The sequence below is a fragment of the Pseudomonas sp. GW821-FHT05D12 genome (assembly GCF_059419825.1).
The window spans coordinates 209,839-235,216 of record NZ_JBWKSN010000010.1 but is presented as its reverse complement, the minus strand read 5'-3'; the positions used below and the strand labels follow the sequence as shown (position 1 = coordinate 235,216).

At 62.8% G+C, this 25,378-nt stretch carries 21 protein-coding genes; 7 read left to right on the top strand and 14 right to left on the bottom strand.

Features of this window, described 5'->3' with window-relative positions:
* Positions 1–74: 74 nt before the first annotated feature.
* From dctM to AC07SI_RS20055, 8 genes are all read right to left on the bottom strand, one after another.
* Positions 75–1,355 carry a C4-dicarboxylate TRAP transporter large permease protein DctM gene (gene dctM / locus AC07SI_RS20090; protein WP_065907971.1) on the bottom strand — a complete coding sequence of 427 codons (1,281 nt, stop codon included), beginning with the start codon at positions 1,353–1,355 and terminating at the stop codon, positions 75–77.
* The gene (locus tag AC07SI_RS20085) at positions 1,355–1,987 is read right to left on the bottom strand and encodes a TRAP transporter small permease (protein WP_495006371.1); all 633 of its coding nucleotides are present in this window, start codon (positions 1,985–1,987) and stop codon (positions 1,355–1,357) included. The genes dctM and AC07SI_RS20085 overlap by 1 nt, the downstream gene beginning before the upstream one ends.
* Positions 1,988–2,162: 175 nt before the next feature.
* Positions 2,163–3,146, bottom strand: a complete 984-nt coding sequence (locus tag AC07SI_RS20080) for a TRAP transporter substrate-binding protein (protein WP_065907969.1) — start codon at positions 3,144–3,146, stop codon at positions 2,163–2,165.
* A 173-nt stretch (positions 3,147–3,319) separates the two neighbouring features.
* Positions 3,320–4,135, bottom strand: coding sequence for an HpcH/HpaI aldolase/citrate lyase family protein (locus tag AC07SI_RS20075; protein WP_495006370.1), 816 nt, complete (start codon positions 4,133–4,135; stop codon positions 3,320–3,322).
* Positions 4,136–4,258: 123 nt separating this feature from the next.
* Entirely contained in the window at positions 4,259–5,452 is a 1,194-nt protein-coding gene (locus tag AC07SI_RS20070; protein ID WP_495006369.1) for a CaiB/BaiF CoA transferase family protein, read from the bottom strand.
* Between the two features lie 13 nt (positions 5,453–5,465).
* A complete protein-coding gene (locus AC07SI_RS20065; RefSeq protein ID WP_495006368.1) occupies positions 5,466–6,815 on the bottom strand; it encodes an MmgE/PrpD family protein in 1,350 nt (449 codons plus the stop codon).
* A 10-nt stretch (positions 6,816–6,825) separates the two neighbouring features.
* The gene (locus tag AC07SI_RS20060; protein WP_106803645.1) at positions 6,826–7,989 is read right to left on the bottom strand and encodes an acyl-CoA dehydrogenase family protein; all 1,164 of its coding nucleotides are present in this window, start codon (positions 7,987–7,989) and stop codon (positions 6,826–6,828) included.
* Between the two features lie 29 nt (positions 7,990–8,018).
* Entirely contained in the window at positions 8,019–8,837 is an 819-nt protein-coding gene (locus AC07SI_RS20055; protein WP_495006367.1) for an HTD2 family dehydratase, read from the bottom strand.
* Between the two features lie 191 nt (positions 8,838–9,028).
* On the opposite strand from AC07SI_RS20055, the gene AC07SI_RS20050 reads away from it, so the two are divergent.
* The 4 genes from AC07SI_RS20050 (at position 9,029) to AC07SI_RS20035 (ending at position 13,172) form a co-directional block, all read left to right on the top strand.
* Positions 9,029–9,919 (top strand): LysR family transcriptional regulator, encoded by an 891-nt coding sequence (locus AC07SI_RS20050; protein ID WP_065907961.1) that lies wholly within the window; start codon positions 9,029–9,031, stop codon positions 9,917–9,919.
* Positions 9,920–9,952: 33 nt separating this feature from the next.
* On the top strand, positions 9,953–10,441 hold the full coding sequence (locus tag AC07SI_RS20045) for a GFA family protein (RefSeq protein ID WP_106803643.1): 489 nt from the start codon (positions 9,953–9,955) through the stop codon (positions 10,439–10,441).
* A 94-nt stretch (positions 10,442–10,535) separates the two neighbouring features.
* The gene (locus AC07SI_RS20040; RefSeq protein ID WP_495006366.1) at positions 10,536–12,359 is read left to right on the top strand and encodes a serine hydrolase domain-containing protein; all 1,824 of its coding nucleotides are present in this window, start codon (positions 10,536–10,538) and stop codon (positions 12,357–12,359) included.
* Positions 12,360–12,380: 21 nt separating this feature from the next.
* The gene (locus tag AC07SI_RS20035; RefSeq protein WP_495006365.1) at positions 12,381–13,172 is read left to right on the top strand and encodes a MipA/OmpV family protein; all 792 of its coding nucleotides are present in this window, start codon (positions 12,381–12,383) and stop codon (positions 13,170–13,172) included.
* A 69-nt stretch (positions 13,173–13,241) separates the two neighbouring features.
* On the opposite strand, the gene AC07SI_RS20030 is transcribed toward AC07SI_RS20035, so the two are convergent.
* On the bottom strand, positions 13,242–14,519 hold the full coding sequence (locus AC07SI_RS20030; RefSeq protein WP_495006364.1) for an ATP-binding protein: 1,278 nt from the start codon (positions 14,517–14,519) through the stop codon (positions 13,242–13,244).
* Positions 14,520–15,227 (bottom strand): response regulator, encoded by a 708-nt coding sequence (locus tag AC07SI_RS20025; RefSeq protein ID WP_065907949.1) that lies wholly within the window; start codon positions 15,225–15,227, stop codon positions 14,520–14,522. It abuts the gene before it with no gap.
* 157 nt (positions 15,228–15,384) lie between these two features.
* On the opposite strand from AC07SI_RS20025, the gene AC07SI_RS20020 reads away from it, so the two are divergent.
* Positions 15,385–16,584, top strand: a complete 1,200-nt coding sequence (locus AC07SI_RS20020) for an MFS transporter (protein WP_495006363.1) — start codon at positions 15,385–15,387, stop codon at positions 16,582–16,584.
* Here AC07SI_RS20020 and AC07SI_RS20015 read toward each other — a convergent pair.
* Positions 16,540–17,142: a MiaE family protein gene (locus AC07SI_RS20015; RefSeq protein ID WP_078048732.1), complete on the bottom strand. Its 603-nt coding sequence runs from the start codon at positions 17,140–17,142 to the stop codon at positions 16,540–16,542. The genes AC07SI_RS20020 and AC07SI_RS20015 overlap by 45 nt on opposite strands.
* A 150-nt stretch (positions 17,143–17,292) precedes the next feature.
* Between AC07SI_RS20015 and AC07SI_RS20010 the strand changes: the two genes are divergently transcribed.
* Entirely contained in the window at positions 17,293–18,156 is an 864-nt protein-coding gene (locus tag AC07SI_RS20010; protein WP_495006362.1) for a universal stress protein, read from the top strand.
* 42 nt (positions 18,157–18,198) lie between these two features.
* Here AC07SI_RS20010 and AC07SI_RS20005 read toward each other — a convergent pair whose 3' ends face one another.
* Positions 18,199–18,669: a DUF1289 domain-containing protein gene (locus AC07SI_RS20005; RefSeq protein WP_495006361.1), complete on the bottom strand. Its 471-nt coding sequence runs from the start codon at positions 18,667–18,669 to the stop codon at positions 18,199–18,201.
* A 395-nt stretch (positions 18,670–19,064) separates the two neighbouring features.
* Between AC07SI_RS20005 and acnB the strand changes: the two genes are divergently transcribed.
* Positions 19,065–21,674 carry a bifunctional aconitate hydratase 2/2-methylisocitrate dehydratase gene (gene acnB / locus AC07SI_RS20000; protein WP_065907939.1) on the top strand — a complete coding sequence of 870 codons (2,610 nt, stop codon included), beginning with the start codon at positions 19,065–19,067 and terminating at the stop codon, positions 21,672–21,674.
* 285 nt (positions 21,675–21,959) lie between these two features.
* Here the strand turns inward: acnB and AC07SI_RS19995 are convergent, their stop codons facing one another.
* Positions 21,960–23,609, bottom strand: a complete 1,650-nt coding sequence (locus AC07SI_RS19995; protein ID WP_256595078.1) for a SulP family inorganic anion transporter — start codon at positions 23,607–23,609, stop codon at positions 21,960–21,962.
* Between the two features lie 120 nt (positions 23,610–23,729).
* Positions 23,730–25,007: a serine/threonine transporter gene (locus AC07SI_RS19990; RefSeq protein WP_065907935.1), complete on the bottom strand. Its 1,278-nt coding sequence runs from the start codon at positions 25,005–25,007 to the stop codon at positions 23,730–23,732.
* Positions 25,008–25,378 lie beyond the last annotated feature (371 nt).

Sequence of the window (25,378 nt, the reverse complement as noted above, 5' to 3'; positions counted from 1 at the left end):
GACACAAAACTGAACTGTGGGAGCGGCGGTGCGACTTGCCCGGCTCCCACAGGGTATTGCAGTGTTTTCGCCGGTTACATGCCCAGCCAGTGCGGCAACGCCAGTGAGATGAACGGCAGGTACGTGACCATGATCAGGAACACCAGCAGGATCATCAGCCACGGCAACGCCGCGCGAATCGTCTGCCCGAGGCTCAGGCCGGTCACCGCCGAGGTCACGAACAGGTTCAACCCGACCGGTGGGTGGACCAGACCGATTTCCATGTTGACCACCATCACGATCCCCAGGTGAATCGGGTCAATGCCCAGCTTCATCGCAATCGGGAAAAAGATCGGCGCCAGGATCAGCACAATCGCCGACGGCTCCATGAAGCTCCCCGCCACCAGCAACACAATATTGACCATGATCAGAAAGCCGATCGGCGTCAGCCCTTCGGAGATCACCCACGCGGTGATTTCCTGCGGGATCTGCTCGGTGGTCAGCACATGCGCAAAGAGCATGGCGTTGGCGATGATAAACATCAGCATGATCGCCAGGCGCCCGGACTCCAGCAGCACCTTGGGGCAGTCGCGAAACGTCATGTCCTTGTAGATGAACAGCGCGACAAACGCCGAGTACACCGCCGCCACCGCCGCCGCTTCGGTCGGGGTGAACATGCCGCTGTAGATGCCGCCGAGGATAATCACCAGCAGCAACAGGCCCCAGAATGCACGGCGTGCACAGGTCAGCCACTCACGAAAGGTCGCGCGCGGTTGCGCCGGCAGCTTCTTGATGCGCGCGACAATGTAGATCGCGACCATCAGCATCAGCCCCAGCAGCAGGCCGGGAATCACCCCGGCCATGAACAGCTTGCCCACCGAGGTTTCCGTCGCCGCCGAGTACACCACCATCACGATCGACGGCGGAATCAGGATGCCCAGGGTGCCGGCGTTGCAGATGATCCCCGCGCCGAATTCCTTCGGGTAACCGGAGCGCACCATTCCCGCCACGGCAATCGAGCCCACCGCTGCCACCGTCGCCGGTGACGAGCCGGACAGCGCCGCGAACAGCATGCACGCCAGCACCGCCGCAATCGCCAGGCCGCCACGAATATGCCCGACACAGGCGTTGGCGAAGTCGATCAGGCGCTGCGCCACACCGCCCGTGGTCATGAATGCACCGGACAGCAGGAAGAACGGAATTGCCAGGAAGGTGTAGGCGTCCGAGGTTTCGAACAGTTTGATCGCCAGCGAACTCACCGAGTCCTGGCTGAACATCAGGATCGACACCGCGCCGGACAGGCCCAGGGAAATCGCGATGGGCACGCCGAGGAACATGAACACGAACAACAGCAGGAATAGACAGAGCACGGCCATCAGTGACGCTCCTCATGGCTGCCAGCCAACTTGCTGGCCTCACCGGCCTCGTCGGCCAGGCCCAACCCGACCTGACGGTGGGTAAAGATGCGGTAGAAAATTTCCAGGTAGCGGATAAACACCAGAGCAAAGCCGATCGGCACGATGATCACGATGTCGCCGACGTCGACGCCGTACTGGTCAAGGTCCTCGGCGCCGATATGGGCCGTCATCACCGCGCTGACCCACTTGTAGCTGGCGACCATGAACAGCCCGGCGTAGGCCAGGCAGCACAGGCACGCGAGCATCCCGAGCACGCGTTGCACCGGGCGCTTGGTCAGCTTGACCAAGGCGTCCACGCCCAGATGGCCGGCGGTGCGCACGCCGTAGGAAATGCCAAAGAAGATCAACCAGCCGAACATCGCCTTGGTCAGCGCCACGCTCCAGGTCATGTCCTGGGCCCAGGTCATGGTGTGGTCGCCCAGGGTATTGAAGAAATTGCTGCTCAAGGCCCACTTGTCGGCCAGGGAGAAGAACAGCGTGTAGATGTTGTTGAGCATGACGTAGACGAACGTCACCAGGGTCATGGCGGCCAGCAGGAAGGCAATAAAGCCTTCCTCCAGGTGCTCCCAGACGCGCCTTAGCGTTTGCATGGCAAAACCTCGCGAAACTGGACGGGGGTATTCACGACAAGTCACTGACGAAACCGGATCAATGTGGGAGCTGGCTTGCCTGCGATGCGGGCGACTCGGTCTTTGAGGAACACCGAGGTGATGCCATCGCGGGCAAGCCCGCTCCCTCAGGAGTCGGGTTTGTTTCAGCAATCGATTACTGGTTGGAAGCGTCGGCTGCCTTGATCAGGTCGGCCCCGATCTCACCCTCGAACTTCTGCCACACCGGACGCATGGCTTCGCGCCACAGCTGGCGTTGCTCGGGGGTCAGCTCGATGATTTCGCTGGTCTTGGCGTCGACGATCTTCTGCTTGGCCGACTGGTTCAGCGCCTCGGCCTGTTTGTTCACCTCGACGGTGACCTCGACCATGATCTGCTCCAGCGTGCTGCGGATATCTGGCGGCAGGCCGTTCCAGAAGGTGGCGTTGGTGATCACCATGTAGTCGATCAAGCCATGATTGGACTCGGTGAAGTACTTCTGCACCTCGTTGACTTTCTGGCTCTCATAGTTCGACCAGGTGTTCTCGGTGCCATTCACGGTGCCGGTCTGCAAGCCCTGGTACACCTCGGCGAAGCTCATCTTGCGCGGGTTGGCGCGGATCGCCTTGAACTGCTCTTCAAGCACGCTGGAAGCCTGTACGCGGAACTTCAGGCCACGGGCGTCCTTGGGTTCATGCAGGGCCTTGTTGGACGAGAGTTGCTTGAGGCCGTTGTGCCAATAGGCCAGGCCGAGGATGTTCTTGTCCTGCATCGAGGTCAGCAGGGCCTTGCCCTGGGCAGCCTGGAAACGGTCGACGGCAGCGAGGTCGTTGAACAGGAACGGCAGGTCATAGATCTGCACTTGCTTGGTGTATTGCTCGAACTTGGCCAGCGACGGCGCCAGCATCTGCACGTCGCCCAGCAGCAGCGCCTCCATCTCCTTGCCATCGCCGAACAGCGACGAGTTGGGGTACACCTCGACCTTGACCTTGCCCGGCAGGCGTTCTTCGGCGAGTTTCTTGAACAGCAACGCGCCCTGGCCCTTGGGGGTGTTTTCGGCGACCACGTGGGCGAACTTGATGACAATCGGATCCGCCGCCTGGGCCAGGCCCGCAGCGAACAAGGTGGCGGCGCACAGCAGCGCCCGGGAAAGCTTGAGCATGGGAAATCACCTTCTTATTGTTGTGTTGTAGGGCAAGGTGCCTGATGTCATGCGTGTAGTGAATTTCGAATTTTAGATACCTGCGTTCGGCGTGGACGAACGCGGCTCCGGCACACAAAGAAGATCCAATCCGGGCGCTGGCTGGCCGGCGCCTACAGTTGGGGTTGTGTGGTTTATTTATGCGCAGCCAGCAGTCGCTGCGCACGCAACAGCACCGGCGCATCGACCATCTGCCCATCGACTTGATAGGCCCCTGCCCCATCGGCGCCGCCGTCTACCACGCGCTTGGCCCAGGCCAGGTCTGCCGCGTTCGGCGCCAGCGCCTCGTGGATCACCGCCACCTGCCGGGGATGAATGCACAGCGCGCCGGCAAAGCCCATTTCATACGCATGCCGGATCGAACGGCGCAGGCCCTCGGGGTCATCGATGGCCGGGTGCACGCCGTCCAGCGGCGCCACCAAACCTGCCGCGCGCGAATGCACGATCAACGCCAGGCGCGCCTGGTCGAGGGCGAACTGCGCGGCCGGCGTTTGGCTGCTGAGGTTCAAGTCCAGCGCCAGGTCCAGGCCACCGAACGACAGGCGTTGCACCTGCGGCGCACGGGCGATTTCAGCCACGGCCAACAAACCGCGCGCACTCTCGATAATCGGCCAGATCACTTTGCCGGTGGCGGCCACCACGGCGACCTGGGCGGCACTTTCCACCTTCGGCAACAACACGCCGGCCACATTTGCATGGGCTTTGCAAAACGCCACATCTTCGAAGTGCTCGGCATGCTCCGGCGCGTTGATGCGCACCCAGACCTGGGCACTGGGATTGGCGGTCAAAAACGCCGCGAGGTTATCCCGCGCCTGGCGCTTGAGGGGTTCTTCCACCGCATCTTCAAAATCCACGATCACTGCGTCGGCACCACTGGCCAGCGCTTTGGAAAAGCGCTCCGGTCGGCTACCGGGAACAAACAGCGCCGAGCGCACAAGAGGGTTTGGCATCACACAATTTCCTTGTTATCGCCCCCCGGTAGGCGCTGGCTGGCCAGCGATAGCGGCCCAGAGGTCAAACCAAGACTCAAGGACGCCATCGCCGGCACGCCGGCGCCTACAAAGGGTGCGGGGTCAGATGACGCCGCGTGTTTTCAGGGTTTCAATGGCTTCGGCGGTGAAGCCGAGCTGGTCGAGAATGGCTTGGCTGTGCTGGCCCAACGCAGGAACGGCATCCATGCGCGGGGTAAACGCCGCATTGCGCCCCGGTGGCAGCAACGACGGCAGCGGACCGGCCGGGCTGTCGACTTCACGCCAGCGATCACGCGCCTTGAGTTGCGGGTGGTCCCACACGCCTTGCATGTCGTTGACGCGCGCGCTGGCGATCTGCGCGTCTTCCAGGCGCTGGATCAGCGCCTCGGCATCCAGCTGCGCAAAGCTGTCGACGATGATCTGGCGCAGTACCTCACGGTTGGCCGATCGCTTGAAGTTGGCGCTGAAGCGCTCGTCCGTGGCCAATTGCGGGGTGAGCAGCACCTTGTCGCAGAACGCTGCCCATTCGCGCTCGTTCTGCAGGCCGAGCATCACCGTGCCGCCGTCGCCGGTGGGAAACGGCCCATACGGGTAGATCGTCGAATGCGCCGCGCCGGCACGGGGTGGCTGCGGTGCGCCGTCGAACGCGTAATACATCGGGTAGCCCATCCACTCCACCAGGCTTTCGAGCATGCTCACGTCAATGCGGCTGCCCTTGCCGGTCTTGCCACGCAGCAGCAGCGCCGAGAGGATGCCGCTGTAGGCGTACATGCCGGCGGAGATATCGGCGATGGAGCAACCAGCCTTGGCCATCTGGTCTTCGCCAGGGCCACCGGTGACTGACAAAAAGCCGCCTTCGCTCTGGATCAGCAGGTCGTAGGCTTTCTTCTTCTCGTAGGGCCCGCCTTCGCCATAGCCGGAAATATCGCAGACGATCAGCCGAGGAAAACGCTCGTGCAGCGCCTCGAACGACAAGCCCATGCGCGCCGCCGCACCGGGTGCAAGGTTCTGCACCAGCACGTCGGCATCCGCCAACAGGGCTTCGAGGATATCGCCGGCCTCGTCCTGCTTGAGGTCCAGGGTCAGGCTTTCCTTGGAGCGGTTGGTCCACACGAAATGCGAGGCCAGCCCACGCACGCGTTCGTCGTAGCCACGGGCAAAATCGCCGGCCCCGGGGCGTTCGATCTTGATCACGCGGGCGCCGAGGTCCGCCAGCTGGCGGGTACAGAATGGCGCGGCAATCGCATGTTCCAGGCTGACAACGGTGATGCCGTCCAGCGGTCGTTGGTTGCTCATGACAATTCCTTCCTCAAAGCCAATCGGCCATGGACGCGGCGTTGCGCAAATCCCAGACCTTGGCGATCAATGCGTCGGCCTGGTCCGGTGTGCGCGCGGCGCTGAACTGGGTGAGGCGCTGGAATTTGTCGGCCAGTTCCGCGCGACTCAAGGTGTTGCCCGGGTCGCCCTTGGGCTCGTCGATGGCGCCGTGCAGCGTGCGGCCGTCCAACGTGGTGACGGTGACGCGGCCCAGCCAGCGCTGCGGATAGGCGCGGTCGACTTCGGGGTCGAGGGTCATGCTGACCTTGTCGCGAAACGCCGCCACGCCAGGATCAGTCAACGCCCGTTCGTGGAATTCGGTGAGCCCGGCCTTGCCATGCACGGCGATCAATCCCAGCACGGTGCCCATGGAGAACTTGGCCTGGTGCACGCTGGTCGGCACGTTCACTCGCCCCAGTACATCGGTGGCGCCCTGGTGCACACGCGTTTGCACGTGGCTGATGTCGGTGGCGCTGAGGCCTTCGCGCTGCATCAAATCCAACAGCGCATCGGCGGCAGGATGGGTATGCCTGCACGAGGCGTGGAACTTGAACGAGGTTTCCAGCAGCGCCCAGCGGCTGCCCAGGCCAGCCGACAATTTGCCCGGCTCGGCGTCCGTGGACATGCCCGCCGCCAGGCCTTGGTCGCCTTCCAGGATATTGCGCGCGCCGGTCAGCCCATCCGCCGTCAGGTAAGCGGCGAGCAATCCGTCTGCTGCAGCCTTGGCCGTGTGCAGTTGCTTGGAGTCGGCGGCGTCGCGCAAAAACTCCCACAGCCCGGCGGCCTGGGTGCCGGCGCTGCCGAGCAGGTTGATGAATTGTTCTTGGTTGAACGCCAACAACTTGCCCACCGCCACGGCCGCCGCCAGCGTGCCGACAGTGGCCGTGGTGTGGAAGATGCGATAGTGGGAACGACCCATGAATTCGCCGATGCGGATCCCGGCCTCATAACCGGCCACCGCGGCCAGCAGCAACTCGCGGCCGGATTTGCCAAGGTCCTGCGCCGCGGCCAAGGCGGCGGGAAACACCACCGTTGCCGGGTGCAGCACCGAGCTGTTATGCAGGTCGTCCTGCTCCACCAGATGCGACGCGGCGCCGTTGACCAGCGCGGCGAAATACGCACTGCTGCTGCCCCCGTTGACGATCACCTGCGCCGGGCCGCTGCTCGGTCCCATCTTTTGCGCATAGCGCTCGAACAACGGAATCGGGTGTGCGCCCTGGCTGGCCAGCGCCGACGCCAGCCAATCCAGGAACAGGTCTTCGGTGCGCGCCAACACGGGCTCGGGCAAGTGTTCGTAGTGCAACTCGGCAAGGAACCGACACAGGGCTTGGGTATGGCTCATGGTCAGGGCCTCAGAAGCTGCGTGGCAGTTCGAGCAAGTGCTCGGCCACGTAGGACAGGATCAGGTTGGTCGAGATCGGCGCCACCTGGTACAGGCGGGTTTCGCGGAATTTGCGCTCGACGTCGTACTCGCAGGCAAAACCGAAGCCGCCATGGGTTTGCAGGCAGGCGTTGGCCGCCTCCCAGGACGCCTTGGCCGCCAGGTACTTGGCCATATTGGCGCTGGCCCCGGCGTTCTGGCCGCTGTCGTATTCCTCGCAGGCGCGCCAGCGCATCAGGTCGGCCGCTTCGATTTCGATATGCGCTTCGGCAATCGGGAATTGCACGCCCTGGTTCTGCCCGATGGGCCGGCCAAACACCACGCGGTCGCGGGCATACGCACTGGCCTTTTCGATGAACCAGCGGCCGTCGCCGATGCATTCGGCGGCAATCAGCGTGCGCTCGGCGTTGAGGCCGTCGAGGATGTATTTGAAGCCTTTGCCCTCCTCGCCAATCAGGCTATCGAGGGGCAGTTCCAGGTTGTCGAAGAACAGCTCGTTGGTCTCGTGGTTGACCATGTTGGCGATGGGCTGCACGGTCAGGCCGTTGCCGATGGCCTCGCGCAGATCGACCAGGAAGATCGACATGCCCTCGGACTTTTTCTTCACCTCGGCCAGGGGCGTGGTGCGCGCCAAGAGGATCATCAGGTCGGAATGCTGCACCCGCGAGATCCAGACCTTCTGGCCATTGATCACGTATTTGTCGCCGCGCTTGATCGCAGTGGTCTTGATCTTGGTGGTGTCGGTGCCGGTGGTGGGCTCGGTCACGCCCATCGACTGCAGGCGCAATTCGCCGCTGGCGAGCTTGGGCAGGTAGAAGCGTTTTTGCGCCTCGCTGCCGTGTCGCAGCAAGGTGAACATGTTGTACATCTGGCCGTGCACGGTGCCGGAATTGCCGCCGCAGCGGTTGACCTCCTCGAGGATCACCGAGGCTTCCGCGAGGCCCAGGCCGGAGCCCCCGTATTCTTCAGGGATCATTGCCGACAGCCAGCCGGCGTCGGTCAGCGCCTTGACGAACGCTTCGGGGAAGCCCTTCTCTTCATCGATCTTGCGCCAGTAAGCCGCGTCGAATTCGGCGCACAAGGCGCGCACACCGTCGCGGATGGCATTCAGTTCTTCGTTGTCATTGGGGTGCATGTCACGGCTCTCCGCCTGTTGTTCTTGGATTATTCGAAACGTACTTCGGCGGTCTGCGCGAGGCCGTCCGCATTGCCCGCCCATAGCGCGGCGACACCCTCTGCGGTCACGCGCCCGCCGACTTCAAACGGCTGCGGCGCAATCAACGGGCGTACGCCGCGATAGGCAAAATGGCGCAAGGTCGCGTCCGGATGCGCACGGCAAAAGGCTCGCAAGCTCAAGGTGGCGATCAGCGGACCATGCACCACCAGCCCGGCATAGCCTTCGGTGCTGGTGACGTAGGGGTAGTCGTAGTGAATGCGATGGCCGTTGAAGGTCACGGCGCTGTAGCGAAACAGCAGAGTCGGCGTCGGATCGACCGCCTCTTTCCACTCGCCCCGGGCCAGGGCATCGCCGCTGCCGGCCTTGGGTGGCGTCGGTTCGCGGTAGACGATGTCCTGTTCTTCGCGGATGGCCAGGCGGCCGTCCTGGGAGTAGTCGTGGCGCACGGTAACGAACAGCAGCGAACCGGTGCGGCCGGTCTTTTCTTCGACCTGGGTGATGGTCGACACGCGCGTCGCCGCCTCACCGGCACGCAAGGCGTGCAGGAACTCGATACGCCCGCCGGCCCACATGCGATTGCGATTGTCGGCCGGCGGCAGGAAACCGCCCCGGGCCGGATGGCCGTCGGTGCCCAGGGCAGTCTCCGGCAGCGGGTCTTGGAAAAAGCACCATTGCCACAGCGGTGGCAGGTCAGCACCCTGCTCTGGCACGGGTTCGCCGAAGGTGGCGGCGATTCGCCTGAGCAGGTTGGGGCTCAGGTGATCGTGGGCGGTTTCGCTTCGGCCGATCCAATCAGTGGCGCTCATCGGGTGCAGGTCCTCGGGCAGTGAGTGTCTGCCCCGGATCATGCAAGCGCGTGCCCGTTCTGAGAATTTGCATTTCAATAAACCAGCGTTCGGTTATGCTGAACGCCAGCCTCAATTACAAGCGTGTTCCTTGTAGGCGCTGGCCTGCCCGCGCCTTGTTGCCATCACCGTTGCCCGAATAGGTGTCTTGCATGCACTTTGATCTCGCCGACCTGCGCCTGTTTATCCATATCGCCGAATCCCCCAGCCTGACCCAGGGCGCCAAGCGTGCGTTTCTCTCGCCGGCTGCCGCGAGTGCGCGGATCAAAGCCCTGGAGGGCCAACTCGACACGCGCCTGCTGTACCGCGACAGCCGTGGCGTGGAGATCACCCCGGCGGGCGAACGGCTGCTGCACCATGCGCGGTTGATCATGCGCCAGGTCGATTACCTGAAGAGTGAGTTCACCCAATACGGCGTCGATTCTGCCGGGCATATCCGCATCTTCGCCAACACCACGGCGGTCACCGAGTTCCTCCCGGAGGTACTCGCGGGTTTCCTGTCGCAGCGCCCCGGCGTGACCGTGGACCTGCAGGAACGCCTGTCCCGCGATATCGTGCGCGGCGTGCTCGATGGCACCAGCGACATGGGCATCATCGCCGGCCCCGTGGAGGCCGCGGGTCTGCAGGTGCTGCACTTCAGCACCGATGAACTGGTGCTGATGGTACCGGTCGACCACCCGCTGGCGCAGCTGCCCTCGGTGACCCTGGAGCAAACCCTCGCCTACCAGCATATCGGCCTGCATGAAGGCAGCACGTTGTTGAGTTTCCTGCGTGAACACGTGGAACGCCTGGGCAAACATTTGTCGCTGCGCATCCAGGTGTCGAGCTTCGAGGCGATCTGCCGGATGGTCGAGGCCGGGGTCGGGATCGGCATCATTCCCGAGTCTGCCGCGGTGCGGCACAGTCGCACCATGCAGTTGGTGGCGGTGAAGCTGGATGAGCCCTGGGCGATTCGCGAGCGCAGCATCCTGGTACGCGAGCTGGAAGCACTGCCGGGGACCATTCGTGCATTGATTGCCACGCTGATGCCGCAGAGCGCCTAAGCTCAGCAGTCACCTTGCCAGAGGAGACGCCCCATGCAACTCGAAGGATCCTGCCATTGCGGCGCCGTGACGTTCAGCCTGAACAGCGCCCATCCCTACCCTTACCAGCGTTGCTATTGCTCGATCTGCCGCAAGACCCAAGGCGGTGGCGGCTACGCGATCAACCTGGCCGGGGACACCCAGAGCTTGAAGGTCCAGGGCCGCAAACAGATTTCGATCTATCACGCGCGGCTCAAGCCCGAGGGCGCCAGTCGCGCCCACGCCAGCACCGCCGAGCGGCACTTCTGCTCGCAGTGCGGCAGCGCCCTGTGGCTGTTCAGCCCGGAATGGCCGGAACTGATCCACCCGTTCGCCTCGGCCATCGACACGCCCTTGCCGGTACCGCCGCAACACACGCACCTGATGCTCGGTTCGAAGGCGCCCTGGGTCGAGGTCAGCGTGCGCAAGGGCGACCTGCAGTTCGAGGAATACCCAGAAGAATCCATCGCCCAATGGCATGAGCGCCTGGGGTTGACCCGTTAACAGTCTTTGACAGTTTCCCGACAAAGCTCGCAAAGATTGTCGGACCGCGCTTCCCTAGCATTCGAGCATCCAAACGGCCATCCGGGTGCTCTTCATGTTTCGCACATTGCGCGGTATTCCGCTGTTGGGTTGCCTGCTCGGCAGTCTCGGTTGCCAAGGGCAATCGCCGGCCCCGCCGCCGATTCCCAAGGGTGACTACGCCGCCGTCATTCGCTACCTGCAGGCGCGTATTCCGCGCGACATGGCGCGCGACAACGTGGCCGGCCTGTCGATTGCCTTGGTCAATGGCCAGGAACTGATCTGGGCGCGCGGCTTCGGCCTGGCCGACAAGGCGCGGGGCGTGCCGGTCACGCCAAACACGGCGTTTCGCGCCGGCGGCATTTCCAAACTGCTGACGGCTACGGCAGCTTTGCAACTGGTCGAGCAACAGCGGCTGGCCCTGGATGCCCCGATCCAGCAGACCCTGCGCGAGTTCCATGTGCGTTCGCGCTTTCATGCCGACCCGGCCGCCGCCGACCGCGATATCACCTTGCGGCGGTTGCTCAGCCACCAATCCGGCCTGCCCAGCGAACACCTGCGCGACCTGCGCAGCGACTTCGCCATGGGCCAGATGCCGATGCGCATCTCCGGCGTGTGGTTGAGCAGTCCACCGGGCTCTCAAGTGGCCTATTCCAACCTTGCTTATGCGCTGGTCGGGGCCGCCATCGAACGCGCCAGCGGCAACAGCTTCGAAGCCCAGTTGCAGCACAGCCTGCTCAAGCCGCTGGAGATGAACCAGTCGGGGTTTACCGGCACCCGCAGCGCGCAGGACTACCGCGCCCAAGGCTACGAGGACGGCATCGCCAGCCCCGATGCCCAGGTGCGCGACCTCGCCGCTGGTGGTTTGTGGACCAGTCCCAAGGACCTCGCGCGCTACCTGCAGATGCTGTTTGCCCACGGCCTCTACAAAGACCAGCGGCTGCTGCGCAGTGCCTCGATTGAGCAAATGTTCACCCAGCAAAACACCGGCAACGCGCTGGACTTCGACTGCCAGGTGGGCCTGGCCTGGTTCCTCGCGCCCTGCGGTGACGAACCGGTCGGCCCCGCCATACGCACCTACCAGCACAGCGGTGGAGGAGATGATTTTGCTGCACAGTTGACCCTGCTGCCGGACCAGCAACTGGGCGTGATCATCATGGCCAATGACAGCCATGCCGAGGAACTGGTTGCCACGCTGGCCACCGACACGCTGCGCCTGATGCTGCAGGCACAAACCGGCCAGGCAGTCTGCGCCGATGACTGCCAGGCGCCCAGCCATGGCCTGAAGTTGCGCCACGTGCCGGCGGCCATCGACCGCAAGCGCCTGGCCGGGTTCTATGCGACCGCCTGGGGCGTGTTTCGCATCAAGGATGGCCACAGCCGGTTGGCAGGCGAGCTGGCCGGCTTCGATTTCGAGTTGCTGCGCGACGACGAAGGTTGGTTGCGCGCGCAGAAAAAAGTCCTCGGCTTCTGGCTCAAGGACCTCGGCGAACTCAGCCGCATCCAGTTGGACGTTGTCACGGTGCAAGGCCGCCAGATGCTCACCGCGCGCAGCCACGGCCAACGCATCGCCATCGGCGAGCGCATCGACCCGCCGCCCTTGCCCCTGGCCTGGGCCGACACCATCGGCACGTATCAAGTGCTCAACACCCATGAGCCCGACGCACCGTTGAGCGGTGTCAGCGTGCGCCTGGAAGACGGCTTCCTGGTGATACGCGGCCAACGGCACGACGAACCGCTGACCGACTACATCCTGCTGCCGGTCGACAACGCCCACGCGGTGCTGGCCGGTAACGGCTATGGCCTGGGCGACACCGTGAGCCGCCAGGTCAACGGCCTCAGCGCCTCGGGCTACGCCTTCAAACGCACGCAATCCCCTCATAAACCCCTGGTTCTCTAACCCCCCTGGATGGACATTCTTATGCGCTCGACCACCCTGTGCCTGTCGCTCTCCTCACTGTGCCTGCTGGCCGGTGCCGACCGCGCCCTGGCCGAAGACTGGCAATACAGCCTCAAGGCCGGCGTCGCCAACGCGCCGCGCTACAGCGGCAGCGACCAGCGCATGAGCGCGCCGCTGCTGGGCGGCAAAGTCGTCAGCCCGTGGGGGATTTTCCTCGACACCGACAAAGGCCTGGGCTGGGGATATGAAGGCAACGCCTTGAGCTTCAGCACCTACGTGGGCGCCAGCAGTTCGCGTAAAGACAAGAACGAAAGCCTGCACGCCGGCTCCAAGCGACTCAAGGGCATGGGCGAGATCAAGGCCCGTCCGCAAGTGGGGGTAAGTGCCAGCTACAACCTGGGCGGCGTAATCGTCGGCGCGACCCTGAAGCACGCGCTCAAGGAAGACGACCACAAAGACAGCGGCAAGGCCTTCACTCATCTGGAACTGAGCCTGGGCACCAACCTCTATGACGGCCGCTACGGTTCGGTCGACGCCAGTCTCAGCAGCCATTTTGGTGACCGCAACTACCTGCAGACCTGGTACGGCGTGACCACCGGCCAAGCGGCGCAAAGCCGCTTCCAGGCCTACAAGGCCGGTGCGGGCAATATCAGCAACGGCGTGAACCTGGTGTGGAGCGTGCCGATCAGCGAACACACCGGATTCTCGACCCTGCTCGATGTGCAGTACCTGGCGGATGAAGCGGGCAAGAGCCCGATTGTCGAGCGCAGGCTACAAACGTCGGTGATGGGCGTGCTTGAGTACACGTTCTAATGAGGTAACCCCATCAACCTGTGGGAGCAAGCCCCCTCCCACCGGTGAGTTCTGCACGATGGACGCTTGTTACTCGGCATACGCCCAGGTCATCCGGAACGACGCCCCGCCCCATTCCGAATCGAGTACTTGGACCTGCCCGCCATGCCACTGCGAGACCCGCTGCACCAGCGCCAGGCCGAGGCCGAAGCCACCGGTGCGGCGGTCGCGGCTGGCGTCCAGGCGCATGAATGGCTGGAAGATCTTCGCGCGACCGTCCTCGGGCACACCGGGGCCGTCGTCGCACACGCGCACTTCATAGCCGCTGCCGAACTTGACCAGCGACACTTCGACCCGGCGCTCGGCGTAGCGGATGGCATTGCGCAGCAGGTTGATCACCGCACGTGCCATGAAGCGCGGTTCGATCTGGATAAAGTCCACCTCGCAGGTGCGCAGCGACAGCTGGATGCCAGCCGCCTCAGCCTCCAGCGCCACGCTGCCGATCACGCTGTCGAGCCAGCTGTGGGCCTCGATGCGCTCGCGGGTCACCTGGGTGGCGCCGCGCTCCAGGCTGGCATAGGTGAGCAGTTCGGAGACCATTTCTTCCAGCTCGCCGAGGTCGGCGTACATGTCGGCGATCAACGCGCGGCTCTCGCGTGGGTCGGCCTGTTGCTTGAGCTGGTCGAGCTCGAACGACAACCGCGCAATCGGCGTGCGCAGCTCGTGGGACACCGCGTTGGTGAGTTCACGCTGATTGGCGATCAGGCTTTCGATGCGTTCGGCCATCTGGTTGAAGTGCCCGGCCAGCTCACGCACGGTGGAGCGTCGCGGCAGCAGGATGCGCGAGCCGAGGTCGTTGTCGCCAAAGCGTTGCGCGGCCAGGCGGATATGCTCCAGGTCCCGCCAGTGCGGGCGCACCCAGAAGTACAGGACGATGGCCAGGCACAACCCGAGAAACCCATAGGCCCACAGGTACAGCCATTTGGGCTCTTCCGGCAGCTTGATTTCCAGCAACTGCGGGCCACCGTCGATGCTGGTGAGGAATTCCCGGAAGTCGCCACGCACCACCAGCAACCCTTCGGCCAGCAGTTGTTGTTCACGCGCGGTCAGCGCCTGGGTGTCTTTGGGCACCAGCTTGAGGCGCAGGCCGTAATGCACTTGCAGCTCGTCCAGCCGGGCCTGGCGCTCGTCCCCGTGCAGCGGCCGTAATTGCTCTACCAGCCCATAGGCCGGACCGCGCAGGGCTTCGCGGTTATAGGTTTCATTGGCTTCGGGCAGCAGTTCGTCGAAGGTGTAGTTGACCAGCCAGATCGCCGCCGCCAGGCCGATCGCCAAAATCACATACAGGCGCAGAAACAGCCGCAGCATCTAGACCTCCCACGCAAACGGATTGAACAGATAGCCCTTGCCCCAGATGGTCTTGATGCACACCGGCTCGCGGGGATTGTCATTGAGCTTGCTGCGCAACTTGCTGATGTACACGTCGACGCTGCGGTTAAGGCCATCGAAGGCGATGCCGCGCATGCGGTTGAGAATGTCGTCGCGCGAGAGGATCTTGCCGGCGCTGCTGGCCAGCAACCACAGCAGTTCGAACTCCATGGTGGTGAGGTCGACCTGCTCCTCCCCGAGGCTGACCACCCGGCAACTGCGGTCGATCGCCAGTCGCCCGAAGGCGATGGAGCCGCGCACCGTCGGCTCCGGCGCCTGCCGACGCTGCAGCGCGCGCAGGCGTGCGAGCAGCACCGGGGGCTTGATCGGCTTGATCACATAGTCGTCGGCCCCGGACTCCAGGCCGAGGATGTGGTCCAGGTCATCTTCCTTGGCGGTGAGGATCACAATCGGCGTGTCGGACACATTGCGAATCTCGCGGCACACATGCAGGCCGCTCTGCCCCGGCAGCATCAGGTCGAGCACGACAATTTTCGGCTTGAACTCGAGAAACGCCGCCAGGGCTTCGTCGCCCCGGTGCACCACGCGCACCTCGAAGCCATGCTGCGACAGAAAGTGCGCGATCAGCCCTGCCAGCTTCTCGTCGTCCTCAACGAGCAGGACCTTGCCCAGACCCAGGTTTTCCATAAGTTCTCAGTGTGCAAAGGCGGATTGAAGAGTGGGCATTATAGGTGGCAAGCTGGGCCTCTGACCCCACTGGTCAACGGCGGCCGACGAAGCTTCATGCTTTTAAGAGTTTTTAACAAATAGCCCGCACTCTTTAACGCCATTCACAGGGAGTTGTATGCGCAAGGATTACCTGGCGTTCTTCGTTTCACTGTTTCTGTCACGGCTGGCAGACCAGATCCTGCTGTTTATCGTGCCGTTGATCGTGTTTCAGACCACCCAGAGTGTGTCGTGGGCCGGGCTGGCGTTTTTCGTCGAGTCACTGCCACGCTTTCTCGCCTTCCCGGTGTGCGGCGCATTGTGTGACAAGTTTTCCCCGGTGCGCATCCTGCATATCAGCCAGGTCTACCGGGCGCTGGCGTGTGGGGTGGCGGTGGCACTGTACGCGGTGTTCGACGGCATTTATTGGATCGTGGGGCTTTCCGCGCTATGCGGGGTGCTGACCACCCAGGGCATCATGGCCCGCGAAGTGCTGATGCCGCATGTTTTCCAGCAATACAGTTATGCCAAGACCCTCTCCTACTCGCAGATCGCCGACCAGAGCGGCTTGGTGCTGGGGCCGCTGATTGCCGCACTGATGCTGCAAGTGTGGGCCTGGCATTGGGTGGTTCTGTGCATCGCCGGCCTGTTTGTGCTGGCGGATCTGGCCATGTGGGCCTGGCAGCGCAGCAATACCGTGACGCTTGCACACCATGCGCAGCACCGGGATATCTGGGTGCAACCGCTGCGTATTGCCTTCGGGCATATCCAGCAGTTGGCGGGGCTCAAGCGCTTGATTGCGCTGACGGTCGGGGTCAACTTGATCATCGGGGTCACGCTGGCCACGTCCGCCGCCATGGTCATCGGTCTCTACGCGGCAGACAAGGATGCCTACGCCCTGCTGCAAGCCGCCGGCGCCCTGGTGACCATCGCGATTCTGTTTTACCTGGCGCGCAGCGCACTGCCGCTGAAAGTGCTGGGTGGCCTGTCGTATGTGTTGATCGCCTTCGGCGCATTGATCACCGCCCTCAGCCCGACGCTGTGGGCTTACACCATGGGCTTTTTGCTGGTGATCGGCTTCGACAAGATGTACAGCATGTACATGCGCAGCGTCCGGCAAAAAGTCATCCCGGTGCAGGATTTCGGCAAGACCGTCGGTGTGATCACCCTGCTCAACAACCTGCCACAACCGATGGCCGGCCTGGCGGTTGCGCTGCTGGCCAGCCCGTTGGGCACGCAAACGGTGATCCTGCTGCTGACCGCGATCACCGCGTTGATCGGCGTGGCCGTGGCCTCAGGCTGGTACGCCACTGTGAAAGCGGAACTCGATGTCGGGTGACTCGATCAGTTCCTGCTCGGCCGCCCGCACCCGCTCGATCACCTGGGCGATGTCCTTGGCGTCGCCGTACTGGTAGGCCAGCTTGAGGTAACCCTGGAAGTGCCGCGCCTCGCTTTTCAGCAGGCCGAAGTAGAACTTGCCGAGTTCTTCGTCCAAATGCGGCACCAGGGCTTCGAAACGCTCGCAACTGCGCGCTTCGATAAATGCGCCGACCACCAGCGTATCCACCAACTTGACCGGTTCGTGGCTGCGCACCACCTTGCGCAACCCGGAGGCATAACGCCCGGCGTGCAACTGGCGCAGTTCAACCTTGCGCTTTTTCATCAGGCGCATGACTTGTTCGTGGTGCACCAGCTCTTCGCGGGCCAGGCGCGACATCATGTTGATCAGGTCGACATGGCCGTGGTACTTGGCAATCAGGCTGAGGGCGGTACTGGCGGCCTTGAATTCGCAGTTCTTGTGGTCGATCAGCAGGGTGTCCTGATCGGCCAGCGCAGCCTGGACCCAGGCGTCGGGGGTGCGGCAGCCGAGGAATTCGTGGATTTCGGGCAGGTTCATCGGGCTCACGGGTAAAGGATCACAAAAGGGCGCCGATTATACCGACCGCGCCGCAGACCACCAGCCACCGGCCTTGATGTGCATCAACATGACGTCCGGCGAGCAGCAACTATAGTTGTTCCAGCCCGCCCCTTTTTGGAGATCCCGATCATGCAAGCCATTCGCAGCATCCTGGTGGTCATCGAGCCCGAACATTCGGAAAGCCTGGCCCTCAAGCGCGCGAAGTTGATCGCCGGGGTCACCGGCGCGCACCTGCACCTGCTGGTGTGCGACCGCAAGCACGAGCACTCGGCGCTGTTGAGCCTGCTTAAATCCTCCCTGCAAGAGGACGGCTACAGCGTCACCACCGAGCAGGCCTGGAATGAGAGCCTGCACGAAACCATCATCGACGTGCAGCAGGCCGAAGGCTGTGGCCTGGTGATCAAGCAGCATTTCCCCGACAGCCCGTTGAAAAAGGCCCTGTTGACCCCGGCGGACTGGAAGTTGCTGCGCTACTGCCCAACGGCCGTGCTGCTGGTCAAGACCGCTACGCCGTGGGCTGGCGGGGTGATCCTGGCCGCGATCGATGTGGGCAACACCGATGGCGAGCACCGTTCGCTGCACAATTCGATCATCGATCATGGCTTTGATATCGCCAGCCTGGCCAAGGCGCAGCTGCATGTGATCAGCGCCCATCCGTCACCCATGCTGTCGGCGGCGGACCCGACCTTCCAGCTCAAGGAGACCATCGAGGCGCGCTATCGCGAGCAATGCAAGGCTTTCCAGGCTGAGTTCGATGTGGACGATGCGCACCTGCATATCGAGGAAGGCCCGGCGGATGTGCTGATCCCGTTCGCGGCGCATAAATGGCAGGCGGCGGTGACCATCATCGGCACCGTGGCGCGCACCGGGATTTCCGGGGCACTGATCGGCAATACGGCAGAGGTGGTGCTGGATAAGGTCGAAAGCGACGTGCTGGTGCTCAAGCCGCAGGAGCTGATGGATCACTTGGAGGAACTGGCCACCCAGGTCTGACACGCAGGCCGGTGCTGGCTGGCTTCAAAGGTGGGAGCTTCATCAGTACCCAAACGCGTCCTTGAGGAACCCCGGGGCGATATAGCGCTGGTAGTGGGCCTCGGACAAGATAAAGAACTCGCGGTCGATGGCGTCGCGCAAGTCCGGCAGGTTCCAGTCACGAAACTCCGGCAACAGCACCATGCCATAGGCTTCCAGGTTGGAAATCACCCGTGCGCCCCGGGCAATCAACTGATAGGCCCAGCAGTACTCGGACTGGTGCGGCACGAAGCGAATCTTGCGCTGCTCCAGCTGGCCGCGCAGGGTCTTGGGGTCGAAAATCTCCAGTTTCCCGGCCATCACCTGCACCAACAGCTGCTCCAGGCGCAGCCACACTGCCCGTTTTTCTTCTTCGTTATAGCCATTCCACTGGATCACTTCGTGGTGGAAACGCTTGCAGCCACGGCACACGAGATCGCCGTAAACCGTGGAGCACAGGCCGACGCAGGGGGTCTTGATGGTTTGGTTGGACATGGGCAACGACACGCAAATCAGCGAAACAGTGCGCCATGTTAGCCCTTTGTCTAACCTTCATCACCCTGCAAACTTGGCGAGGCAACTTACCTTTAGAAATTTTTTGCCGTAGAATCATCCGGCCTTGTAAGGCGCCAATAATCCGCTGGAAGCTGTTTTCAAAGCGTCACGAGCACAGTCGTTCCTTCAGAACGGTGTTGGCGGGGGTTCGACCCGGTAGGTCAGGACCCCCGCCAACCCTCATCAGCTCCGTTCTGCAGGCGTAAAACTTTGAAAGCAGCTTCTGTGAGGAATGCCGGCAGCGCTGGCTTTGCGGCCCAAAAAGCCCCCGAGCGCATGCGTGCCGATCATTTCTGGATGAGCGTCCCGTGGGACCACTGATGAGGGTAATAACTGTGCTTGAAGCCTACCGCAAACATATCGAAGAGCGTGCCGCCCTGGGTATCGTTCCCCAGCCGCTTAACGCCGAACAAACCGCAGGCCTGGTCGAGCTGCTGAAAAATCCTCCGGCTGGCGAAGAAGAATTCCTCGTTGACCTGATCACCAACCGCATTCCACCAGGTGTTGACGAAGCTGCCTACGTCAAGGCCGGTTTCCTGTCTGCCCTGGCCAAGGGCGAAGCCACTTCCCCCCTGATCAGCAAGCAACGCGCTGTTGAACTGCTTGGCACCATGCAAGGCGGCTACAACATCGTGACGTTGGTCGAGCTGCTGGACGACGCCACCCTGGCACCTGTCGCCGCCGCCCAACTCAAGCACACCCTGTTGATGTTCGATGCGTTCCACGACGTCGCTGAAAAAGCCCGTAACGGCAACGAACACGCCAAGGCCGTAATCCAGTCCTGGGCCGACGGCGAGTGGTTCAAGAACCGTCCGACCCTGGCCGACAAGATCAGCCTGCGCGTGTTCAAGGTCACCGGCGAAACCAACACCGACGACCTGTCCCCTGCCCCGGACGCCTGGTCGCGCCCTGACATCCCGCTGCACGCCCTGGCCATGCTGAAAATGGCTCGCGAAGGCATCGTGCCGGACGAGCAAGGCAAGACCGGCCCGATGAAGCAGATCGAAGAGATGCGCGGCCAAGGCTTCCCGATCGCCTACGTCGGTGACGTGGTCGGTACCGGTTCGTCGCGTAAATCGGCGACCAACTCTGTACTGTGGTTCTTCGGCGACGACGTCCCCTACGTGCCGAACAAGCGCGCTGGCGGCTTCTGCTTCGGCAGCAAGATCGCTCCAATCTTCTACAACACCATGGAAGATGCCGGCGCCCTGCCGATCGAATTCGACGTCACCAACATGAACATGGGCGACGTGATCGACCTGTACCCACATGCTGGCAAAGTCACCAAGCACAACAGCGATGAAGTACTGACCACCTTCGAAATGAAGACGCCAGTACTGTTGGACGAAGTCCGTGCCGGCGGTCGTATCCCGCTGATCATCGGCCGTGGCCTGACCGAGAAGGCTCGCGCCGAGCTGGGCCTGCCGCCTTCGACCCTGTTCAAGCTGCCGGAAGCACCGGCTGAAAGCACCAAGGGCTTCACCCTGGCGCAGAAAATGGTCGGCCGTGCCTGCGGCCTGGCAGAAGGCAAAGGCGTTCGTCCTGGCACCTACTGCGAACCGAAGATGACCACCGTGGGCTCCCAGGACACCACTGGTCCAATGACCCGTGACGAACTGAAAGACCTGGCGTGCCTGGGCTTCTCGACCGATCTGGTAATGCAGTCCTTCTGCCACACCGCGGCTTACCCCAAGCCGATCGACGTGACCACCCACCACACCCTGCCTGACTTCATCATGACCCGTGGCGGTGTATCGCTGCGTCCAGGCGACGGCATCATCCACAGCTGGCTGAACCGCATGCTGCTGCCGGACACCGTCGGTACCGGTGGTGACTCCCACACCCGTTTCCCGATGGGCATCTCGTTCCCGGCCGGTTCTGGCCTGGTCGCGTTCGCCGCAGCCACTGGCGTAATGCCACTGGACATGCCGGAATCGATCCTGGTGCGCTTCAAAGGCAAAATGCAACCTGGCATCACCCTGCGTGACCTGGTGCACGCCATTCCTTACTACGCGATCCAGGCTGGCCTGCTGACCGTAGAGAAGAAAGGCAAGAAAAACGCCTTCTCCGGCCGCATCCTGGAGATCGAAGGCCTGAACGACCTGACGCTGGAGCAGGCTTTCGAGCTGTCCGACGCCTCGGCTGAACGTTCGGCTGCCGGTTGCACCATCAAGCTGTCCAAGGACTCCGTCACCGAGTACCTGAACTCCAACATCACCCTGCTGCGCTGGATGATCGGCGAAGGCTACGGCGATGCACGCACCCTGGAGCGTCGTGCTCAAGCGATGGAAGCCTGGGTTGCCAACCCGGAGCTGATGGAAGCCGATGCCGACGCCGAATACGCCGAAATCATCGAGATCGACCTGGCCGAAATCAACGAGCCGATCCTCTGCGCACCGAACGACCCGGACGATGCCCGTCTGCTGTCGAGCGTTGCCGGCGAGAAGATCGACGAAGTGTTCATCGGTTCGTGCATGACCAACATCGGTCACTTCCGCGCTGCCGGCAAGTTGCTGGAACAGGTCAAGGGTCAGCTGCCAACCCGTCTGTGGCTGTCGCCGCCGACCAAGATGGACGCTCACCAACTGACCGAAGAAGGCTACTACGGCATCTACGGCAAGGCTGGCGCGCGCATGGAAATGCCGGGCTGCTCGCTGTGCATGGGTAACCAGGCACGTGTAGAACCGAACTCGACCGTGGTGTCGACGTCGACCCGTAACTTCCCGAACCGTCTGGGTGACGGCGCGAACGTCTACCTGGCGTCCGCCGAGCTGGCGGCAGTTGCCTCCACGCTGGGTCGCCTGCCGACGGTTGAAGAGTACATGGGCTACGCAGCGAAACTGGACACCATGGCCAGTGACGTTTACCGCTACCTGAACTTCGACCAGATCGCTGAGTTCCGCAAGATCGCAGCCAGCGCCAACATCCCGGTGATTCAAGCCTAAGGGTGTGTTGACGTAAAAGACGCCGCGTACCGCAAGGTACGCGGCGTTTTTTTGCAAGCTGCAAACTACAAGCTACAAGCTACAAGCTACAAGCTACAAGCTACAAGCTACAAGCTACAAGCTACAAGCTACAAGCCTCAAGCCTCAAGCCTCAAGCCTCAAGCCTCAAGCCTCAAGCCTCAAGCCTCAAGCCTCAAGCCTCAAGCTTAGAGCTTGTCGCTTGTCGCTTGTCGCTTGTCGCTTGCAGCTTGTAGCTTGCAGCTTGCAGCTTGTAGCTTGCAGCTTCTAGCTTGTGCTGGCCTCCAGCGCCAATTGCACCGCGCCGTCGACGCTCAGGCCGCTGAGCAGCACCTGCGGCGCCAACGCCTCGGGCAGTCCCTGCAGCACTTCGCGGGCGTCATGCCGCACACGGGCCAGCACCAGGCGCTTGCCCTCCCCGCGCACCTGGGCAAAAAAACCTGCCAGTGCTTCGATACTGGTGCCGTCAAGGTCGGGCGACTCTTCCAGGCTCAGCACCACTGCGTCGACTGGAGACTGACGCATCAAGCGCAACGCTGCGCCCAGGATGCGCTCGGCATTCGCGAAAAACAGCGCCTCACTGGGCCGCACGATCAATACCCCGGGCACTGCCACGGCATCGGGATGGTGCAGGCGATCGACAAAGTCGTGACTGTTGCCCAGGCGCCCGAGCACCTGCAGGTCGGCTGAGGACATCTGGCGCAACATCAGCATCACGCTGATTGCAACCGACACCAGCAAGCCATCCAGCACGCCGAGCACCAGCACGGCCGCCACCGCACAGACCACCAGCAACCGATCGCGCCGCCAGATGAAATAACGCCCCAGGGGTTGCAGGCTCAAGCCTCGACCCAAGGCATAGATGACGACGGCCGCCAGCACCGGCTCCGGGGTGAGCGCGACATACGGCAACACCGTCAGCACAATCACCAGGATCACCAGCGCGGCGAAGATTCCCGCCAAGCGCGAGTAGGCACCGGCCGCCTCGTTGGCCGAAGTCGCCGAGTAACCGGCACCCGCCGGCATGCCGTGGAACAGCCCGGACACCAGGTTGGCCGCACCGAGCGCGAGCAGATCACGGTTGGATGACACCCGGTCGCCATGCTTGAGGGCGAATGAGCTGATGGAACCGTAGGACTCGGCGTACAGGATCATCACCAGCGCAAACGCCAATTCCCCCAGGCGCAGCCAGTCGGCGAACGGCAACACCGGCAAATGCCCCAGCTCCAGGCGCAGGTCGATCATGCCGATCAGGGCCACGCCGTGGGCCTGCAGGTTCAGGTATTGCCCGGCCGCGATGCCAAGCACCACGACCACCAGCCCGCCAGGCACGCGCGGCATGCGTGCACACACCCAGAGCAGCAGCAACGCCACCCCGGCCACCATGGCCGCCGGCCAGTTCCACTGTGGCAGTTGCTCGAGCAATTGCGGCAGGAAGCGGACCAGGTTGTTATCGGTCAGGTGCACGCCCACCACACTCGCCAATTGCTTGAGGATGATGGTCAGCGCCAGGCCGAAGGCAAAGCCACGCAACACCGGCTTGGCGATAAACGAGGTGACGCCGCCGAGCTTGAACAGCCCGGCCAGCAGGAAAAACACCCCGGTGACCAGCACCAGCCCGAACGCCAGGGACAGCCGCAGCGCCGGGTCATCTGCGGCCAGGCTGGACGTTGCGGCCGCCAACACCGCCGCCGAAGACGAGGTGGCCGAGACAATCGCAAAACGGCTGGTGCCGAACAGGCCGTAGCACACCAGGCCGGCGAACAAGGCAATCACCCCGGCCTGGGGCGGCAGCGCGGCGATACTCGAATAGGCCACGGCTTCCGGCAGCAGCAGGCCGGCAATCGATAAGCCGGCGAGCAGGTCCTGGGTACGGGTGGGCGGCGCAGCCACGGGAGTAGCAGGTTCAGTGTTCAAGCGGCCCGACCATCCTGGCAAATGAGGTGCGTCAGCTTAGCCTGCATTGAGGTTTTTCGAGCGCAAAAAAAAGCCGATTCGCGGTCTGCGCGAATCGGCTTTTTGGCGTGAGTCCCGCGGTCAGGACAGCAGCGAGTAAATCAACGCGGTAATCGCCACCAGGCCGACCGCCGTGACAAACACGTTGGACGCCTGCCCACGGTACTTGGCCATCGCCGGTACCTTGCGGATCGCGTACATCGGCATCAGGAACAGGATCGACGCGATGATCGGGCCGCCCAGGGTCTCGATCATGCCGAGGATGCTCGGGTTGAGCGTGGCGACGATCCAGCACACCACCAGCATGAACGCGGCGGTGATGCGGTCCAGGGTCTTCGCAGCCGGGCGCCGGCCGCTCTTGAGCACCAGGCCCTTGAGGCCTTCGCTGGCACCGATGTAGTGACCGAGGAACGACTTGGCAATCGCCACGAACGCGATCAACGGCGCGGCGAACTCGATGGTCGGGTTGTTGAAGTGGTTGGCCAGGTACGACAGGATCGACAGGTTCTGCGCTTTCGCTTCGGCCAGTTGCGCCGGCGACAGGGTCAGCACGCAGCTGAACACGAAGAACAGCACCATCACCACCATCAACAGGTGCGCGCGGGACAGGATCTGCGAGCTGCGCTCATCGGCGTGGGCACCGTACTGGCGCTTCTGGTCCACCGCGAAGGCCGAGATGATCGGCGAGTGGTTGAACGAAAACACCATCACCGGGATTGCCAGCCACAGCGTATTGAGCAGCGCGGACGGCGCCGGCACCACACTGGCGGTGCTGAGGATGCCGCCCGTCCAGTGAGGGATCAGGTACACCGCCAGGAACAGCAAGGCGACGATAAACGGGTACACCATCAGGCTCATGGCCTTGACGATTACCTGCTCGCCGCACCGCACCACAGCCAGCAGGCCGAGGATCAGCACCAACGACAGGATCGCGCGTGGCGGCGGCATGATGTGCAGTTGATGCTCCATGAAGCTGCCGACGGTGTTGGTCAGCGCCACGCTGTAGATCAGCAGGATCGGAAAGATTGCGAAGAAGTACAGCAAGGTGATCAGCGCACCGGCGCGGATGCCGAAGTGCTCCTCGACCACGTCGGTGATGTCGGAGCCTTCGCGGCCGGACAGTACGAAACGGGTCAGGCCACGGTGGGCAAAAAACGTCATCGGGAAGGCCAGCACCGCCAGGATCACCAGGGGCCAGAAGCCGCCCAGGCCGGCATTGATCGGCAGGAACAAGGTACCGGCGCCAATGGCGGTGCCGAACAGGCCAAGCATCCAGGTGGTGTCCTGGCGGCTCCAGCTTGTGAGGGTTGCAGGTGTCGTTGCATAGCGTTCGTCGACGCTATTGGCCTGATCATTCATCCGGTCGGATCTCCGCATTTACATAGCCGGGACGAGTCAGAAAAACCTGACAGGCAGCGCCCCGACCATAGAAGGGGCGTGATTGTCCGGGATTCTCTTGAATAAGCAAAGACTTAGCTGAGGAACGGTTTGCCGGTGCAGCCGCTCCAGAGCCGCCCTGGGCGATGGTTGTCGGGAATGCTGAAACCGTTTCGAGCGATTGCAGCGTGCTATTCGTGAATGCAGCCAAGTCTTGGCGTATTAACTGGACTCGACGTATTTAGAGAACCTACCTACAACTCAATCGGACACTAACGGCTATCTAAATAAAATAATAAGCACGCCACCGCGACAATTGTTACATAAGCCTACACAGCCATTGAGTCACCGCC